This window comes from Stenotrophomonas bentonitica, from assembly GCF_002887735.1.
In the GTDB taxonomy this organism is placed as follows: Bacteria; Pseudomonadota; Gammaproteobacteria; order Xanthomonadales; family Xanthomonadaceae; genus Stenotrophomonas; species Stenotrophomonas bentonitica_A.
In genome coordinates, this window is the sequence record NZ_PKQP01000008.1 from 91114 (window position 1) to 108115 (window position 17002).

General features: G+C 65.6%; 10 protein-coding genes. 3 read left to right on the forward strand and 7 right to left on the reverse strand.

The features are described 5' to 3' along the window. Positions 1–43: 43 nt before the first annotated feature. On the forward strand, positions 44–1387 hold the full coding sequence (locus tag C0R07_RS14770) for an SLC13 family permease (RefSeq protein WP_019184589.1): 1344 nt from the start codon (positions 44–46) through the stop codon (positions 1385–1387). A gap of 75 nt (positions 1388–1462) precedes the next feature. Then, positions 1463–2182 carry a GntR family transcriptional regulator gene (locus C0R07_RS14775; protein ID WP_070473998.1) on the forward strand — a complete coding sequence of 240 codons (720 nt, stop codon included), beginning with the start codon at positions 1463–1465 and terminating at the stop codon, positions 2180–2182. 4 nt (positions 2183–2186) lie between these two features. On the opposite strand, the gene C0R07_RS14780 is transcribed toward C0R07_RS14775, so the two are convergent. After that, the gene (locus tag C0R07_RS14780) at positions 2187–2432 is read right to left on the reverse strand and encodes a hypothetical protein (RefSeq protein ID WP_019184591.1); all 246 of its coding nucleotides are present in this window, start codon (positions 2430–2432) and stop codon (positions 2187–2189) included. Between the two features lie 389 nt (positions 2433–2821). On the opposite strand from C0R07_RS14780, the gene C0R07_RS14785 reads away from it, so the two are divergent. Continuing rightward, on the forward strand, positions 2822–5161 hold the full coding sequence (locus C0R07_RS14785; RefSeq protein ID WP_167390379.1) for an ATP-binding protein: 2340 nt from the start codon (positions 2822–2824) through the stop codon (positions 5159–5161). A 120-nt stretch (positions 5162–5281) separates the two neighbouring features. Here the strand turns inward: C0R07_RS14785 and C0R07_RS14790 are convergent, their stop codons facing one another. From C0R07_RS14790 to C0R07_RS14815, 6 genes are all read right to left on the reverse strand, one after another. Next, entirely contained in the window at positions 5282–10792 is a 5511-nt protein-coding gene (locus C0R07_RS14790; RefSeq protein ID WP_102789282.1) for an ESPR-type extended signal peptide-containing protein, read from the reverse strand. A 63-nt stretch (positions 10793–10855) separates the two neighbouring features. Next, positions 10856–11563, reverse strand: a complete 708-nt coding sequence (locus C0R07_RS14795) for a pilus assembly protein (RefSeq protein WP_102789283.1) — start codon at positions 11561–11563, stop codon at positions 10856–10858. Between the two features lie 17 nt (positions 11564–11580). Further along, positions 11581–12681, reverse strand: coding sequence for a CfaE/CblD family pilus tip adhesin (locus C0R07_RS14800; protein ID WP_102789284.1), 1101 nt, complete (start codon positions 12679–12681; stop codon positions 11581–11583). Positions 12682–12701: 20 nt separating this feature from the next. Further along, entirely contained in the window at positions 12702–15425 is a 2724-nt protein-coding gene (locus C0R07_RS14805; RefSeq protein ID WP_102789285.1) for a TcfC E-set like domain-containing protein, read from the reverse strand. A 51-nt stretch (positions 15426–15476) separates the two neighbouring features. After that, a complete protein-coding gene (locus C0R07_RS14810; RefSeq protein WP_102789286.1) occupies positions 15477–15980 on the reverse strand; it encodes a CS1 type fimbrial major subunit in 504 nt (167 codons plus the stop codon). 156 nt (positions 15981–16136) lie between these two features. Further along, entirely contained in the window at positions 16137–16844 is a 708-nt protein-coding gene (locus C0R07_RS14815; RefSeq protein WP_167390380.1) for a response regulator transcription factor, read from the reverse strand. Positions 16845–17002 lie beyond the last annotated feature (158 nt).

The window sequence follows — 17002 nt, forward strand, 5'->3', positions numbered from 1 at the left end:
TCGCCATCATGCTGCACGCGTATCAAGTGTCTCGGGAGGGCGCATGAGTCCGCAAATCGCAACGATCATCGGCTTGGTGATCATGTTCATCGTGGCCACGGCCCTGCCCATCAACATGGGTGCCGTGGCATTCGCGCTGGCCTTCATCATCGGCGGCCTGTTCGTCGGGATGGAGGGCAAGGAAGTGTTGGCCGGCTTCCCGGGCGACCTGTTCCTGACCCTGGTCGGCATCACCTACCTGTTCGCCATCGCGCAGAAGAACGGCACCATCGATCTGCTCGTGCACTGGGCGGTCAAGGCGGTGCGTGGGCACATCGTCGCCATACCGTGGGTGATGTTCGTGGTCACCGCCGTGCTGACCGCCTTCGGCGCGCTCGGCCCGGCCGCGGTGGCCATCATCGGCCCGGTCGCGCTGCGCTTTGCCAAGCAGTACAAGATAAACCCGCTGATGATGGGCCTGCTGGTGATCCACGGCGCGCAGGCCGGTGGCTTCTCGCCGATCAGCGTGTATGGCGGCATCACCAACCAAGTGGTGCAGAAGGCCGGCCTGGAAGTCACGGAAATGGCGGTGTTCCTGACCAGCTTGGGCTTCAACCTGCTGATGGGCATCATCTGCTTCTTCGCCTTTGGCGGGTTGGCCCTGATGCGTCGCGCACCAACGGCGACCGAACCGCTGGTCGCCGGCAGCCAGGCCTCTTCGCGCCAGTTTGCGATCGAAGGTCACGGCGCCCTGGTCTCGGCCGGCGGTGGCACGCTCTCCAATGATCCCGATGCGCTGGATGACGTGCGCATCAACCGCGAGCGCGTGTTCACCCTGATCGGCCTGCTCGGGCTCGGCATCGCGGCCCTGGTCTACAACCTCAACGTCGGCCTGGTCTCGATCACCGTCGCGGTGGTGCTTGCCCTGCTCTCGCCGAACTCGCAGAAGGGCGCGGTGGATGGCATCAGCTGGTCGACCGTGCTGCTGATCAGCGGCGTGGTGACCTACGTGGCCGTGCTGCAGCAGGCCGGCGCGGTGGACTACATCGGCCATGGCGTGGGTGCGATCGGCATTCCGCTGCTGGGCGCGCTGCTGGTCTGCTATGTCGGTGGCATCGTCTCGGCGTTCGCCTCTTCTGCGGCGGTGCTGGGTGCGACGATCCCGCTGGCGGTGCCGTTCCTGATGCAGGGGCATCTGAGCGCGGCCGGTGTGATCTGCGCGCTGGCGATCTCCTCCACCGTGGTGGACGTCAGCCCGTTCTCGACCAATGGCGCGCTGGTGGTTGCCTCGGCGGCGAAGGAAGAGCGCGAAGCCCTGTTCCGCCGCTTCCTGGTCTACAGCGGCCTGGTGGTGGCGTTCGGTCCGCTGCTGGCATGGCTGCTGTTCGTCGTGCCGGGCTGGATGTAAGCACACGGCGGGCCTGCACCGGCAGGCCCGCCGTGACCCGGTAGAATGCTGCACACCTGTCCATGAAGCCCTGCCATGCCCCTGGCCCCTGGTCCCCGCCTGTCGAAGAAACGCGTGCCGCTTTATGAAGAAGTGGCCGAGCGGCTGCGCCAGAAGATCTACGACTACGAACTGCCACCGGGCGAATGGATCGACGAGCCGCTGCTCGCCGAAGAACTGGGCATCAGCCGCACCCCGCTGCGCGAGAGCCTGAAACTGCTGGCCGCTGAGGGCCTGGTGCAGCTCGATGCGGGCCGCGGCAGCCGGGTCACCCGGCTGACCCTGGAAGACCTCAACCAGCTGTTCCCGGTGATGGCCATGCTGGAAGGCCGCTGCGTGCATGAAGCGGTCAAGCGCATCGATGAAGCGGGCGTGGTCCAGCTGCAGGCGCTGCACGATGCCATGGAAGTCGCTGCAGCCGCGGGCGATCTGGCCGAGTACTACCGCAACAATTATCTGATCCACGAAAGTCTGCAGACCCATGCCGGCAACCCGTGGCTGATCCGCGTCACCCACGACCTGCACCGCATCCTGAAGATGCATCGCGGCCGCCAGTTGCTCACGCCGGGCCGCATGGCCCAGTCACTGGCCGAGCATCGCGCCCTGATGGCCTGCATCCGCAACCGCGATGCCGAAGCCGCCGAGCAGATGATGAACCGCCATCTGCTCAGTCAAGGCGAAGCACTGGCGGCCTATGTGGCCGCCGGTGGCCAGCTGAACGTGCCTGCGCCGCTGCCTCGCCATGGCGGGATCTGAGCGCTCAGGCCAGCTCCACCGTCAGCCGCGTCAATGATTGCCCCAGCAGGTGAAGCCGGATCTGGTCCAGGCTGGTGAAGTAGCACGCCGTATCGGCGCCGGCCAAGCGGTAGATGCCGCGCTTGCCGCCCAACAGAACGAATTTTTCCTGGTCCACCAGGTACTGGGCGACCGGCGGCACACCCTGTGCCTTGAGCGCATCGATATCGATGGGTTCAAGGGCGTCCAGATCATGTAGTGCTGTGGTCATGGGAAAAGAAACTTCGCGACGGGAATGCCAGCTTAGGTGGCGCACACGCAGCAACGCGTGGAACGATCGTGAGGACGGTGCGAGTGTCCAAGGTGATGCAGGCAGCTGACCGATCGCATCGTCGCCAGCTGCGCGATGCACGTTGATGAGCTTCGACTGCCATGCCGATCGAGCCAATCGCCGTGAAGGGCGCGTGGAGGCCTGCGAGACGCACTGCGCAGACCCAGCGCCTCGTGCCGGATACGACACCCCATCGTCGGAAACGCACATTGAGCGCCTCCTGGTGTCGTGCAAGGCTGGATTCGTGGCTGCGCGCACCAGCTTCCACAGCACCGTCGGCGCCTTGCCGGTGCCGTTCTTGTGCGTGGATCGGGTGCGAGCGTACTTACATGAAAAACATCGCGGGTAAACGTCGGGTCGCGTTGCAGGCCAGCCTGCTGGCGACCATCCTCCTCGCTGCCGGGGCGCTGCTGCTCACGCTGTTCCCCGCTCATTCGGATCGGCAGCCGCCCTTCGTGCTGGCCGCCGGTCCGCAGTTGGGCGGCCCGTACGGGCTGGGCGGGCCTTCCTCGCTGGGCGGTGCACGTGCCTACGTGGAGGCGGTGGAGGCGCTCTCGGGCATCAAGATCCAGGTGGCCGGGGCCACCACCTTCAGCGACGCACTCGGCCTGCTTGCGCAGCAGGAGGTGGACGGGCTGGCGTTCGCGCTGCCGGGCACCGCGGCACTGTTGCCCACGGCCACGGTGATTTCACCGGTCTTCTATGCCGGCGACTCGGTCCTGCTCACCCGCAGCAGCTCCCCCGTGCGGGCCCTGTCCGCCCTGGAGGGCAAGCGTGTCACGGTGATCGGCAACGGGGAGTACCACGGCTATCTGGCCGCTCACCACCCCGCGATCGAGGTGTTTCCACTGCCTGCCGCGGCAGACATGGTGGCCGCGGTGGACAGCGGCACCGTGGACGCGGCGCTGGGCATGGACGCCATCCTGATTCCACTCGCACGCCGGGGCAACAGCACCACGCTGGCGGTGCATCCGGCCAGCGATGGCCCCTCCGTGCGAATCCGGGTCGCCTCCCATCCTGCGCGCGCCGCCGAGATGGACCGGGCCCATCAGGCGTTCCGCTCGTTGCCGCTGGACACCCAGCAGGATCTGGTCGGCCGGTGGATGGATGCCCTGTATCGCTCGCCTCCCACTCTCCGTGCCGTCCTCTCTTTCTATCGCACACCGATCATCGTGCTGGTGCTGTCCATCCTTGGTGCGGCCTTCGTGATCATCCAGGCCTACCGCAATGCGCGGGCGACCGCGGCGCTGCAGGCCAGCACGGCGCGCATGTTGACCCTGGTCAATCACGAAGTGCGCAATGGCGTGGCCTCGGTCATTTCCGCCATCGACCTGATTGAATCCACCGTCCCCACCCCGGCCGCCGCGCCCGTGATCGCATCCGCCCGCGCGGCCACCTCTTCGCTGCACCACACCCTGGCCAATGCGCTGGAATTCATGTTCCTGGATCGCCACAGCCATGCACCCGTGGAGTGGCAGCCCGGCGCGGCCACCGTACTGGCCGGCTGCCTGAGCGCATCCCGGCCGGTGGCCGCGGCCAAGGGCACCGCCCTGCTGTTCGATCTCGACCAGCCGGTGCTGGAGCACGCGAGCTGCGACACCCGCGCCCTGCGCCACATCGCCAGCAATCTGATTTCCAACGCCGTGAAGTTCTGCGATGCCGGAACCGTATCGGTGCGCCTGAGATTCGAGGCGGGCGTGGGCGAGCGCGGCCGGATGGTGCTGCGTGTGAGTGATACCGGCGAAGGCATCAGCGCCGAAGATCTGAACGACATCTTCGGCGCCTTCAGTACCACCCGCGACGGCCGGCAGCGCGGCGGGACCGGGCTGGGGCTGTCCCTGTGCCGCCGCATCGCCACGGCGCAGGGCGGGCAGATCACCGTGCGCAGCCAACCAGGCGTGGGGTCCACCTTCACTGCCACCCTGCCCGCGCAGCGGCGCACGGAGCCGGCGCCGGCCCTGCCCGGCCACCTGTCCGACCACAACGACCGGCCCGCGCGCGCCCTGGTCATCGAAGACCAGCCCCTGATCGCCGACGTCATCAGCCACCGGCTGCGCGAGCGCGGGTTCGAGGTGCGCGGCGCCACCAGTCGCCATGAGGCACTGCAGCAACTGGCGCAGGCCGGCCCCTTCGACCTGATCACCCTGGACGATGCACTGCCGGATGCCAGCGGCCTGGAAACAATCGAGGCGATCCGCGCCCTGGAGCGGACGCGCGCGTGGCTGGGCGCCCGAGTGGTCTCGATCTCGGCATCACCCGACGTCACCCGTCCACCCCGCTACCGGGCCGCCGGCATCGCGGCGACCCTGTGCAAGCCCATCGACTGGCCTGCGTTCGATGTGGCCACGCACTGCACGGCCATGAACCCGGCCAGGGCCCTGCGGCCGGCGGCGGCGACGCCGTTGGATGTGCTGGCGGTGTATCGCACGCAGATCCCCCGGGATATTGCCGCACTGCGCGAGGCCATCGTGGCCCACGAATGGCGGCGGGCGCTGGCGATGAGCCACCGCATCCGCGGGGCGGCCTCGATGGTCGGGGATGCGGCCACGCTGGTCACGCTGGACCAGATCGACGGCTGCCTGAAGCACCATGCCATCAACGGCGACCCGGGCGCCGCGGACCTGGACGAGATGGACCGCCTGCTGGCGCAGATGGACCCAGGCGCCTGAGCCCACGGCGGCGTGGCATCTGCCCGCCCGGGCCCGCACGCCACGACACAAAAAGAAACTCCCCGGTCCGCAATGACGGACCGGGGAGCGCCGGTGTTTCCCTGCAATGGGAGGGGACGATTACCAGCCGATGCCTACACCCAGGCCCACGCTCTGCTCACCGCTGTTGGTGAACGCACCATTGAGGCTGAAGGTGGCTGAGCCCTTGTCGTTGAGCACGCGCTGGTAGCCCACCGCCATGGCGGACTCACCCTCGGCATAGCCCACGCCCGCGCCGAGGCGGTTGTAGGTGGCCAAGCCAGCGGTGTTCATGGCCATGGCCGTCTGCGCACTGCTCATCGCGGCCATGCGGTTGAAGCGCTTGTCCATCTTGTCCAGGCGGCGTTCGAAGTTGCTGATGGCGCCATCGGTGTACTCGTTGGCGCGGGCCAGCATCTTCTCCAGTTCAGCGGTATCGACCTGTGGCGTGGGCGACGGCGTGTCGTCCTTCTTCGACTTCGGCTGCGGCGTGGGCGACGCGCCCTCGCCTGCCGAGGCCACCTGCGGCGAATCGCTGGCCTCCGGCGTTGGCGTGACCTGTTCGGTCGGTGCGGCCGAAGCGGTAGCCACCGCACGCGACTGCGGCTGGCCATCCACGCGCTGCTCCAGCCCATCCATGCGGCCATTGAGCTGCTGCTGCACGGCGTGCAGCTGGCCACCGTTGACCGCCTCGCGGCTGCCGGCGGCGATCAGGCCGTTGGCCACGTTGGAGATGACCATGCCGTTGGCGCCGGCCAGGGTGAGCTGGGCAGTGCCGTCGCTGCGGGTGGAGGGGGCTTCCTGGAAGACCGAGCGGAGCTGGGTTTCGACGCGATCCATGCGGGAGCCGGTGGTGACTACGGCGGAGTCCAGCGTGGTGAGAGCGTCGTTGACGGTGCTCTGGTGATGACCCTGGATGTTGAAGCCGGGGGTGGTGACGTTGCCGTTGGCGTCGATGTTGCCGCCGAGGGCGGACAGGGCGCCGCGGAGCTGGCCGATGGTGGCTGCGTCGTTGGTGTTGCGGCCGTTGGCTACGTTGACGAGGCGACGCTGGAGAGCCCCTTCTCCGAACGAAACAGTAAGAGCATCTCTGGCGATAGAACCACTACCAATGGCAACACTATAGGTGGCACCCGCCTGGACTGAGCTCGCAGCGCCTATTGCAATGCCCTTCTCCGCGTCAACCACCGACCTTACACCCACGGCGAAGCCATCCTCCGCAGATTCCATGACATGCGCGGCACGACCAAGAGCGACAGAGTTCTTGCCTCCTGCGCGGGAGAAACTGCCCAACGCAGTCGCGCCCTCGCCAACTCCCACTGCCGAATCACCTAGCGCAACACCCACCAAACCAGCTCGTGCGGAAACTGCCGGACCGGCTGAGCCTACCGACAGGAACCGTTGTGAATCCTCCAGATCAGTAAGTCTGCTGTTTGTCGTATACAACTGCCCGCCGTTGACGGCATCACTGCTCGATGCCGAACTGATATCACCATCGGCCAGACCGGTAATCCGAGCGCCAGCAAAGTCAATCGGACCTTGGCGAGTAAAGCCAGCCAGGCCCTTTCGCTGCTCCTTCATCTGATCGATCTCGCTTCTGTTGTCGGCGATATCTTGCTTGGCTGCATACAGCTGGCTACCAGTCACCGCATCGCGACTACCAGCGGCAATACGGCCATCGGCAAGATTCGACAGAACCATGCCTTGCGGACCGGCCAGATTCAGTTGACCAATCCCATCTGCCCGGGTTGAGGGCGACTGCTGGAACGTCGCGCGCAGCTGACCTTCGAGGCCATCTACGCGACTGCCTGACCTGACCACTGCACCATCGAGTGAGGCCAAAGCATCCCCAACGTTGGTCTGCGTCCCACCTTGGACGTTGTAGATGGGGTTGTTTACACCACCGTAGCTATCCAGCCCGGCGCCGCCGCCCAAGGCAGAGAGAGACTCAGCCAACTGCACGATAGCGGCAGCATCGTATTCGCCAGTGCCACGGGAAATCCCCGTCAATCTGCGTTGGACGTTGTCGTTCCCAAACGACACTGTGTCAGGCTGGGACGCAATCGAACCATAGCCAATTGCAACAGCGTTATCAGCCCCAGCTTGGACTCGGCTTTCTGCACCCAAAGCCATTCCTTGACTCGCGTTGACAGATGTACCGACTCCCAAAGCAAACCCACCTTCCGCGTCCTGAGCGACGAACGCTGCGCGGCCGATCGAGATGGAATTCTTCCCGATAGCACGTGCATATGCACCTAGGGCAACTCCGCCCTCACCATCAGGGGTTGCCTCCGCCGAGTCTCCAATGGCTACTGATCCCATCCCTGCCCTCGACGCCTTCTGATCTCCACCAGCACCGACTGATACGAACTTTCCTGCCACTTCCAGCGCCGCGACCTTCTCATTGGCCGCAAACAACTGCCCACCATTCACCGCATCCGTACTGGTCGCAGAACTGACATCACCCGCCGCCACACCCGATACGCGGGCGCCCTCCATGTCCACCAGCTGGCGGTCAGCACTGAACTTAACCACGCCATCCAGATCCGGATCAAAGTTGTCGAAGTCCGCACGCAGCGCATCCAGCTCGAGCCGGTTATCTGCGATACGCCCATCCTGGCCCGTCAGCTGCTGCGCATGCCCAGCCAAAGCCTGTCGCTGCGTCTCCACCAAGGCGTTGGTTGCAAACAGCTGCTGTCCGGTCACAGCATCCGTGCTGCCCGCACCCAGCGTGCCGTTGGCGATGTTGTAGATGCGTCGCTTGCCACCGCTCTTGCTTGCGACATCCACAATCGTGCCGGTGTTCTCTGCACCCAGGCGAACATTGCCGCTGGCAGACACTTGGCCCACTAGTCCAGACAGCGCATCAGCCTTCAGCACAGCGCCATCGGCTACGCCACGGGCAGCGTCGGCCGCCGTCTTCGCCGCGATTGCGGCCGTGCGCACACTGGTCACTTCGCTGTTGGTGGCATTGAGCTGCTGCCCAGTCACTGCATCCGTGCTGGACGTACTGAGCGCGCCATTGGCCAGATTCTGCAGCTTGCGCTTGACGCCAGTCTTGTTGGCCACGTCGATAACGGTGCCGGTATTGTCTGCGCCCAGACGCACGTTGCCGCTCGCCGACACCTGCCCCACCAGACCATCCAGTACCGCCACCCGCGCCTGCGCACCTTCTGCGGTCGCCTTCACCGCAGCCACGCTGGTGTTGGTGGCATGCAGCTGCTTGCCGGTCACCGCTTCACTGCTGGACGTACTCAAGGCGGCATCGGCCACGTTGACCACTTTGCGCTTCAACGAGCCATTGCCCACCGACACCTGATTGGTGGAAGTCGTGGCTGAGCCATTGCCGAGCGCAACCGCGCCCGCATGTGTCGCACTGGCGCGATCACCGAGGGCCAACGCGCTCTGCGCCGTAGCACTCGCCTGATTACCCAGTGCCGAGGCATACAGGCTGCTGGCAACCGCTCCGCGCCCGACCGCCGTCGCCTGGCTGGCAGAGGCGTTGCTCTGGAAGCCAAGTGCCGTTGCGTGCGTGCCTTTGCCGGACGCCTCATGACCGACAGCAACGCCCCTATCACCCGTTGCAACAGCATCCAGTCCGAGCGCTACCGCACCGTTGCCACTGCGGGTGCCAGCACCGATGGACACACCTCCGTTGCCACTGATCTTGTTACCCGCGTCATCCACCGTCGCGCGAGCGTCTGCGCCCATGGCGACGCTCTTGCCGTTGTAGGCTTTGGCGTTGTTACCCAGCGCAGTACTGATGCCATAGCTGGCCTGCTCCGCGACAGCTCCCGCGCCCAGTGCCACCGCACTGGCATTCAGCCGCGCAGCCGTTGCATCGGCTGCAGCCTGCGCCTTGCTGACATTGGTATTGGTGGCGTTGAGCTGCTTGCCCGTGACCGCCTCGGTGCTGGTCGTACTCAGCGCCCCATCCTTCAAACCAGAGATACTGCGAACTGCGTTGGACTTGTTGCGCACATCCAGCACGGTGCCGGTGTTCTCGCCGCCAATACGCACGTTGCCGCTGGCCGAGACCTGGCTGACCAGGCCACTGACCGCATTGGCCTTGGCCAACGCTGTGTTGGCATTGGTATTGGCCGTATTGGCCGTGGACTGTGCTGCCGCGGCTGTTGCCTTCGCTGCATCGGCAGCGGTCTGGGCCCTGGTCACGTTGGTGTTGGTGGAATTGAGCTGCTTGCCGGTAACCGCATCGGTACTGGTACTGGACAGCCTCGCATCGGCCAGATTGACGATCCGGCGCTTGGTGGCCCCGCTACCTACCGAAACCGTATTTGCCTCGGTCGCAACAGAACCCCGACCCAGTGCAATGGCGCCGGCAGCACTCGTGGATGCGCCGTAGCCAATGGCAATGCTGTCGTGGCTGGCAGTGCTGTTACCGCCGAGGGCAATGGCGCCGTTGTATCCATCCGCCCCCGCGCGCGAATCGGCGCCGATCGCTATCGCGCCTTCTGAACTGCCGTTGTCGACACGAGAGCCATTACCTACTGCCAGACCATTGCGCCCATTCACATAGGCTGAATTTCCATAAGCTGTAGCGCCAATTCCAGTTGCACTCGAACGAGTACCGACTGCGGTTGCGTGAGTGCTACCCGTCAGCGCTTCGTAGCCAACCGCAATACCATACTCATTTTTGGCCAAGGCAGATTTCCCGAAGGCAGTCGCCCCCTTCCCTGATGCCTGAGCCCCGCGCCCCATGCTCAGCGCCCCCTCGCCCAAGGCCCGCGCTCCATAGCCCAAGGCAATAGCATCGTTCTCGGCCCTCGACAGACCGCCCAGTGCGATTGCTCCCGTCCATCCATCCGAGCCCGCAAACGAGCCTCCGCCGATGGCGATACGAGACACGCCAGCGGAACTGTCCACGGTCCTTGCGCTTCGTCCAATTGCGATGGCGTCATCGCCAATGGCCGTCGCGTGGTTGCCCACCGCGATTGAGTATGCACCGAATGCCTTGGAGACGGCCCCCACCGCGGTCGCGTACTGTGAGGTTGCCTGGCTGAGGTAGCCAAGCGCGTGTGCGGTCTCGGCTGAGGCAACAGCAGAACTCCCAAGTGCGACCGATGACCGTCCACTGGCGGCAGCCTGACCACCAATAGCAACTGCACTCATGGCGGATGCCTTTGAATCCCTGCCCATCGCTATGGCGAAGGACTCGGTTGCCTGGGCGTTGGCACCCGCGGCAATACTCCAGGACGCACCGGCCAGCGCCCTCCAGCCGAACGCAGCAGAGTAGAAGTCCTCGGACCTTGCCTCCGGACCCACGGCCGAACTGCCATAGCCATTGGCCTTGGCCTGATGGCCAAGTTCCAACGCAAGTCCGCCTGCACGTGGCGTAGCTGCGAACAACGAGTATGCAGAAGAAGATCCCGCGCGCACCTCCGCGTTCAGGCACAGCGCCTGCCAGATGGATTCATCGCACTCATCAGCCGCGATGATGCCGCCAGCTTCTGCTGAGGGAACCGCAAGAACAAGCCCAAGCAACACTGCGCCCGCAACCGTTGACCGCGGTTTTCCTGCCGTCGATGCCAGTTCGCTGGCGACAACCCAGCATTGACGGGTTCGATTCCACACACGTCTGTAGATACGGTTCATTGCTTACTCCTTAACAGCCAGTTCAAGTGAAAGCCCGCCAGCCCTGCTGGCGGGGCTGGGGAATCAACCGGCGCTGGGCGCCAGGGTCTGTACGTGCTCGCGATAGCCATCGCGGGTCAGGCGGTAACGCATCTGCAGCGTGTGTCCCGGCTGCACGGGGAAAGGCAGCTCCAGATCACTGCCGGGATACAGGCTTCGCGATACGTCGTGCGCGGTGCAGCGCGCGCCATCGCAATCGGCAATGCTGGTGATGCCCACGCGCACCGTGCCGGTGTTGCGCAGGCGATTGCCTTCCACCTGCACCGCCATGGCGGGCTGCGCAGGCAGCACATTGACCAACGCCCCCCAGACCAGGCTGACGCCGATGTTGGCCTGCGCACGCTCGCCCTCGACTGCGTGCTCAATCCCTTCAGGGCCACGCACGCCCTCGAAGTACACCCGGTAGGCAGTTTCCTTCTCGACTGGCTGCAGCGGAATCACCCGGATCAGGCGATTGCCACCACCGGCCAGCGCGAACTTGCCTGGCGTTACCGCAATGGCGGCATCGCCCGGCTCCACCTCCACTTCCTGCTCGTTTTCCCCGGCGGGATCGACGATGCGCTTGATCGATACCTGCACGTACTGTGGCTGGGTGGATTGGGAGTAGATGCGGATCTGCGCACCCTTCTTCGCATCCACCGAGGTGCGCATGGGGTGCACGGTGAGATTGGCGTAGGCAGGCATCGCCATCAGCAGCGACAAGGGAAGCAGGCAGCGAATGAGAGGCTTCATCGGGGGCTCCATGGGAATCAGGGCGTGACAGTGGGAACGCGCAGTTCCACCTTGAGATCGCCGTCGTAATAGCCGGGGCGTTTGCTGCTGACCGGCACGCGGGGGGTGTCCAGCGTCAAAGGCGTGGGCACGCAGAACACCGGCTGCGTCATGCCGGGCAGCAGCACCAGGCGCAGCTTTGCGGTGTCGATGCCGTGCAGCAGCTGCTCCACGCCGTTGCGCAGCGGTATGGCGCTGCCGTTGTGATCGAGGGTGACGGTGTAGTCCACGCGCTGCGTGGCGTCGCTGCCGCCGTCGGTATGCCAGACCGAGTAGCCGGAAGGCCCCGGAGGACGCGGCCCGCTGTCGCGCACGGTGACGCCCAGGTACTGGCTCTGCGAGCCCAGTCCGTCGTACAGGCACATGTCGAGCTGGGTTCGGCCGCCGACGGTCTGTGCGATCGGGTCGTACTGCAGGTTCAGGCCGACGTGCGGGGTGACCTGGTCGAAGAGCGGGAAGTAGATGGAGACCGCGTTGTAGTCGGTGATGGTGAAGTCGAAAGTGAATGAGTAATCAGCGAGATGCTGGTGCGGTGGCTTTCTCAAAGCCAAATCAAGTTTTGCTGACCAGTGCCCAGCTACAAGCTGCTCCAACTGGCCGGAGCTCAACTTCATCTCTACCGCAGTTCCAACTCGATCTACACCTCCGCATGAGCCCGTAACTGACGACCAGATTGGCCTGAAAGGGCCAGACCAGTAGTCGAAGCTGCATGCACCTGTGGCATCAATGCGCCGAATTGCTGCAGTGACGTCGATATCAACTTCCATGCCACTCCGGCTTTCTGTAAACCGCAATGGAATGCTGCTATTGCTGCCGACGCCATTCTCGAGAGTGTCACTGGTGGGGCACTTTCCGCGCCTTGAGCTGGAGTTTGAGCTGCAAGTCATGAACATACGGCCGTACTCCAACGTTCCCTGCTGCTCGTAGCCGAATACAGTCCTCGGCGCCCACAGCTCGATATCCCCCGGCATCGCAGAGCGATCCCAGCTCATCACGATGTCGCGATGCTCACTCGTCGGATGCGTCTCCGGCGGCCGCTGCGCCATCGCCCGCGGCGCCAGCACACACAGCACCGCCATTACCCACCACACCCGCCGGTTCACTGCGCACCTCCCGCTGCTGCGGTCTGCGGCGTGGCGGCAATCAACGCCTGCTCCTGCAGCAGTCGCGTCACTCGTGCCTGATGGCGGATGTCGGCGGGCAGCTGGGCCACGGCCAGCGGTTCGCACTGCACGGCGCCCACCAGCATCACCACACTGCGGCGCTCGCGCACCTGCAGCGGGCAGTGCAGCAGTCGGTCGTCCTGCAGCAGGTACAGGGTCTTTTCGCGTCGTGGGAAGTCGGCCACGAAGCCTCCGTTGCTGCCGGTGCCGGGCACCGGCGCGTTGAGAATGCGGGCGCCGCGCAGCGGTGCACCGGCGATGTCGTGGGCGTTGCCGATGAAGGTGTAGGTCACTTCAATCGGCACCGGCATGCGCACCAGCCGCCCGGGCGAGAGGAACAGCGGGCGTGCGCCCCCCACGCCGCTCACACGCACGGCCGCGATGCTGTCCAGTGCGCTGGCGTCCTGCACTTCGGCGCGGTGCGATTGGTAGGCCGACACCGGCAGCAGGCGGCGTTCGCCCAGCTTCAGGCGCTGCCGGCGCAATCCACCCACCTGCAGTTCGGCGGCAACGCCGGTCAGGTCCAGGTCGTCGGTGCCATCCACCTGCACCGCCAGCCCGGCATCGGCGCCGATGCCCGTGCCCCAGTACAGGCCGCGTGTGCCGATGGCCAGCCCGGAACTGTGTGTGGCGCTGTACGCCACCTCGTTGCCGCCCTGGTGCTGGTAGCGCGATACCGTGGCACCGGTCTGGCCGATGCGGTTCTGCAGCTGCCCGCTCAGCGTGGCGCTGTACCGTTCGTTGTTGTTGCCGCGCAGTTCGCCGGACACTTCGCGGTACTGGTCTTCGTATTCCTGGCGCAGGGTCTGGCCGGCGCTGTAGTTGACGTCGGGCCGCGCGTGCTGCGGCTGGCGCACATCCAGGCCGTAGCGGCGCTGCGAGCTCCCGCGGTCACCGCGCTGCAGGCGATTGAGGCTGACGTTGAAATAGATGCCGCGGTCGCGGCCATCGCGCAGGCCACCGCCACTGGTCTGCTGCCACACGCCGATGCGACTGGAAACACTGAACTCGCCCCAGCGCTGGCTGCGGCTGTAGCTGGCCTGCCAGGTGCGGCTGAGCTGCGGCACGCGCGTGGGCTGTGGCACCCACGGCGGCAACAGTGGGTCGAGCCCGGCCAGCGGGTCATCCCCCAGCCCTGGTTGCACGGTGCCTGCGCGCCAGGTCTGGCGGCGGGTGTAGGCCACGTAGGCGTTGCCGCCCGCCACTGGCAGCGCCATCGAGGCGCTGAGCGAGTCGGCACAGCCGAGCCGGTCGCGCGCGTCGTCCTCGAACTGGCAGGCGCGGCCGCGCATGCGCTGGTGGTACACATTCCACGAGGCGCGGCGACGATACGAAAGCTGATGCTGCTGGCCGCGGCTGCCGTCGCTGCCGTGCATGCCGCTGAAGGTGCCGCGGATCTCCTGGGTGGCGAACACGTGGCGCAGGTCCAGCCGCAGTTCGCCATAGCTGAAGCCGCCGAGGTCGGCGATGCCGGCCGTCACTGCCACGTTGCGCGAAACCGGCACGCGTAGGCCGGCCATCGCTGCCAGCTCGTCGTTGAAACGGTCGCTGCGGCGCTCGTTGCGGCGGCCGCCCTGCATGAACCACTGCACGCTGCTGTCGGTCCAGTCGCCGCCCTTGTCGAACGGCGCGTCCTCGCTGCGCACCAGCACACCGTCTTCGTAGATGCGCAGGGTGACGGTGTAGTTGCCCAGCGGAAACCGGCGCGTATCGAGCTGGTTGATACCGGCCTGCAGGTAGAAGGTCTGCAGCAGGCGCTCGCCATCGAACGCATCCACCCGTGCATCGCGTGCCAGCAGCACGGTGAGCGGCGTGGCTTGTACGGCGGCCGCCGAATCCACGTAGGCCTGCGTGGTGCCCAGGCGCAGGCCCTGGAAGCGGTCCATCGGCAGCATGCTGAAGCTGAAGGTGCCGCCCTGCGGGCTGCTCAGGTTACGGCGGTCCATGCGCCCGGCCTGCAGGTAATGCTGCTGCCCCAGGTCATGGCGGTAGTAGGCGTTGTCCAGCTGGAAATCACGGTTGGCACGGCCACCGCGATAATGCTGCTGGCTGAAGGTCCAGTCGGCGGCCAGGTGCCCGCGCTGGAATACGCCCAGGGCACCGGTGCCCTGCGCGGCCAGCGACTGGTAACCACGGCCACCGCTGACATTGAGGGTGTGCTGGTGCAGGAAGGCATTTTCGGCATTGGCGCTGACCTGGTGGTAGCGCTCGGCGGCCGGTTCGCCGGGAATCCATTGGCGGGCAACGAACAGGCGCACGGCGCCCTCGCCTTCGTCATACAGCGCGCGCACGGCGGTGGGCTCCTCGGGGGGATCGATGTAACCGCAACCGGCGCTGGCGCCGCCGTAACGGCAGGCCAGATGGCTGTTGCGCGGCAGCGGCTGCGACAGCGCTGGCAACAACGCGGTCTGTGCCTCGGCCGGCAGCTGCAATGCCTGCAGCGCCTCCGCCGGGGCCTCCAGCTGCACGTGTTCCAATGTCACGCGCACCGGCACCAGCCCGGTCGAACGACCGAACAGGCGTACCTCGAGTTGTTCGGTCTGGCCTTCGACCAGATCCTCGAAACCGGCGGGAACGCCGCGCGCCGCGACCAGGGGCGTGGCCAACGACAGGGCGAGCGCGACCGCCAGCCGGGTGACGGCGGGTGCGGGAGATTTCATGGGGGTGTTACCGGAAGCGGCCGGCCCGGGGAGCGGGCCGGCGCGGGCGCCTTACGGGCTGGTGGTCTTCTGCTGCATGGCGATGGTGACGACGCCCTCGTAGGTGCCGCCCTTGGCGATCGGCGCCTGGTTGGTCTGCGCGATACGCAGCGGCATCGGGATCGATGCGCCCGGCAGCGCGCCGTCGAACAGCTCCGAGGCGGCGAAGTCCTGCGCGGCCACGGTCAGCGCCTTGCCGTTGAGGCTGACGGTCAGCGGCACCGGGGCGCCGCTGCCATCGGTGTTGAGCAGCTGCGGCGTGCTGCCGACGCGCACTTCGATGTCCTTGTCTTCATCGTTGGAGTAGACGCGCACCTGCTGCGACCACGGCACCAGACCAGTGACCGGGTTGTGGACCATGTTGACGACCGAATCCAGCGCGGTGCCATCGGCCTTGAGCAGGGCCAGGGTCGGGTCGACATTGGCCCAGACCTTGATGTCGGCGTCGAAAGCATTGGCGGACAGGGAGACAGCGGCCAGCGCAGTGGCCAATGAGAGCTTCTTTAGCAGAGTCATTGCGTTCTATCCTTGCGAAGTGATGGAGGAGACTGACCGCAGCGAGAGATGCCGAAGACCGGCAACCGCGGGCAGGACGCAACACTAAAGATGCAAGCTGCAGCGCACCATGCAACAACTTGATAAAAACAGGATGTGTGCATCGCGTGCTGGTCGTTAAGACTTGCGGGATGGCGTCCGCCGGCCAAGCGGCAGATTTCCGATCGACGCCAACGAACAACGCTCACCGCCGGGACCTCCCCCCGGCGACAACCCGACCGACTGTGCGTAATCAAGCAGCGCATAGTCCGAGTGCAGGCCCAGGCGACGCATAGCGGCGCCCTTCTGCCGGCTGATGGTACTTATCGTCCGCCGATGGATGTCGGCGACATCCTTGACACTCAGGCCGTGTGCGAGAAGCCGGACCACCTCTGACTCACGGGCGGTGAGCCCAGCACCACGCTGCACTTTGCACCTCAGGCGCTGCTCCAGCACCGGCGCGAAGTAGCGCTCACCTGCGAGCGCGGCGTCGACCGCCTCGATCAGCACCGGCAGCGCGCTGGTCTTGTCCAGGATGCCGCTAACGCCGAGCTTGGCTACTGCACGAAGAATCTGCTCGTTGCTGAAGGCGGTGATTACCAAGATGGGCAGCCCGGGATAGTCGCGGCAAATCGCAGCGAGCATGCGCACGCCATCCGGGCGACGGCTCCATGGCATTGACAGGTCGGTGATGAGCAGTTCGCAGGCGCGGGTGGCGAGCAACTCCTCCAGCTGCTCGGGATCGGCCGCTTCGCCGATGACCTCGAAGCGCGGGTCTCGCGAGAGGATCGATTGAAGCCCGGTTCGCACGACCGGGTGGTCGTCCGCAATCACTATGCGTTTCATGACGTTGCCTCGAGAAGGGAATCTGCACAGACGCGTCGATCTGCTCTTCCGCTTCCCCAAGCGACGAGCACGCATCCGTACTGCCTGCTAAAACGCAGGCACGAAGCTGCAGCACCGTATCAGCTTCAGTGTCTACGCGGCTGATCGGCACCTTAAGC

What these genes read in the sequence shown, in the direction of transcription:
- C0R07_RS14810 (WP_102789286.1), bottom strand. Translation starts at nt 15,980, where the DNA reads ATGACTCTGCTAAAGAAGCTCTCATTGGCCACTGCGCTGGCCGCTGTC.
- C0R07_RS14800 (WP_102789284.1), bottom strand. Translation starts at nt 12,681, where the DNA reads ATGGCGGTGCTGTGTGTGCTGGCGCCGCGGGCGATGGCGCAGCGGCCG.
- C0R07_RS14815 (WP_167390380.1), bottom strand. Translation starts at nt 16,844, where the DNA reads ATGAAACGCATAGTGATTGCGGACGACCACCCGGTCGTGCGAACCGGG.
- C0R07_RS14805 (WP_102789285.1), bottom strand. Translation starts at nt 15,425, where the DNA reads ATGAAATCTCCCGCACCCGCCGTCACCCGGCTGGCGGTCGCGCTCGCC.
- C0R07_RS14795 (WP_102789283.1), bottom strand. Translation starts at nt 11,563, where the DNA reads ATGAAGCCTCTCATTCGCTGCCTGCTTCCCTTGTCGCTGCTGATGGCG.
- C0R07_RS14770 (WP_019184589.1), top strand. Translation starts at nt 44, where the DNA reads ATGAGTCCGCAAATCGCAACGATCATCGGCTTGGTGATCATGTTCATC.
- C0R07_RS14775 (WP_070473998.1), top strand. Translation starts at nt 1,463, where the DNA reads ATGCCCCTGGCCCCTGGTCCCCGCCTGTCGAAGAAACGCGTGCCGCTT.
- C0R07_RS14790 (WP_102789282.1), bottom strand. Translation starts at nt 10,792, where the DNA reads ATGAACCGTATCTACAGACGTGTGTGGAATCGAACCCGTCAATGCTGG.
- C0R07_RS14785 (WP_167390379.1), top strand. Translation starts at nt 2,822, where the DNA reads ATGAAAAACATCGCGGGTAAACGTCGGGTCGCGTTGCAGGCCAGCCTG.
- C0R07_RS14780 (WP_019184591.1), bottom strand. Translation starts at nt 2,432, where the DNA reads ATGACCACAGCACTACATGATCTGGACGCCCTTGAACCCATCGATATC.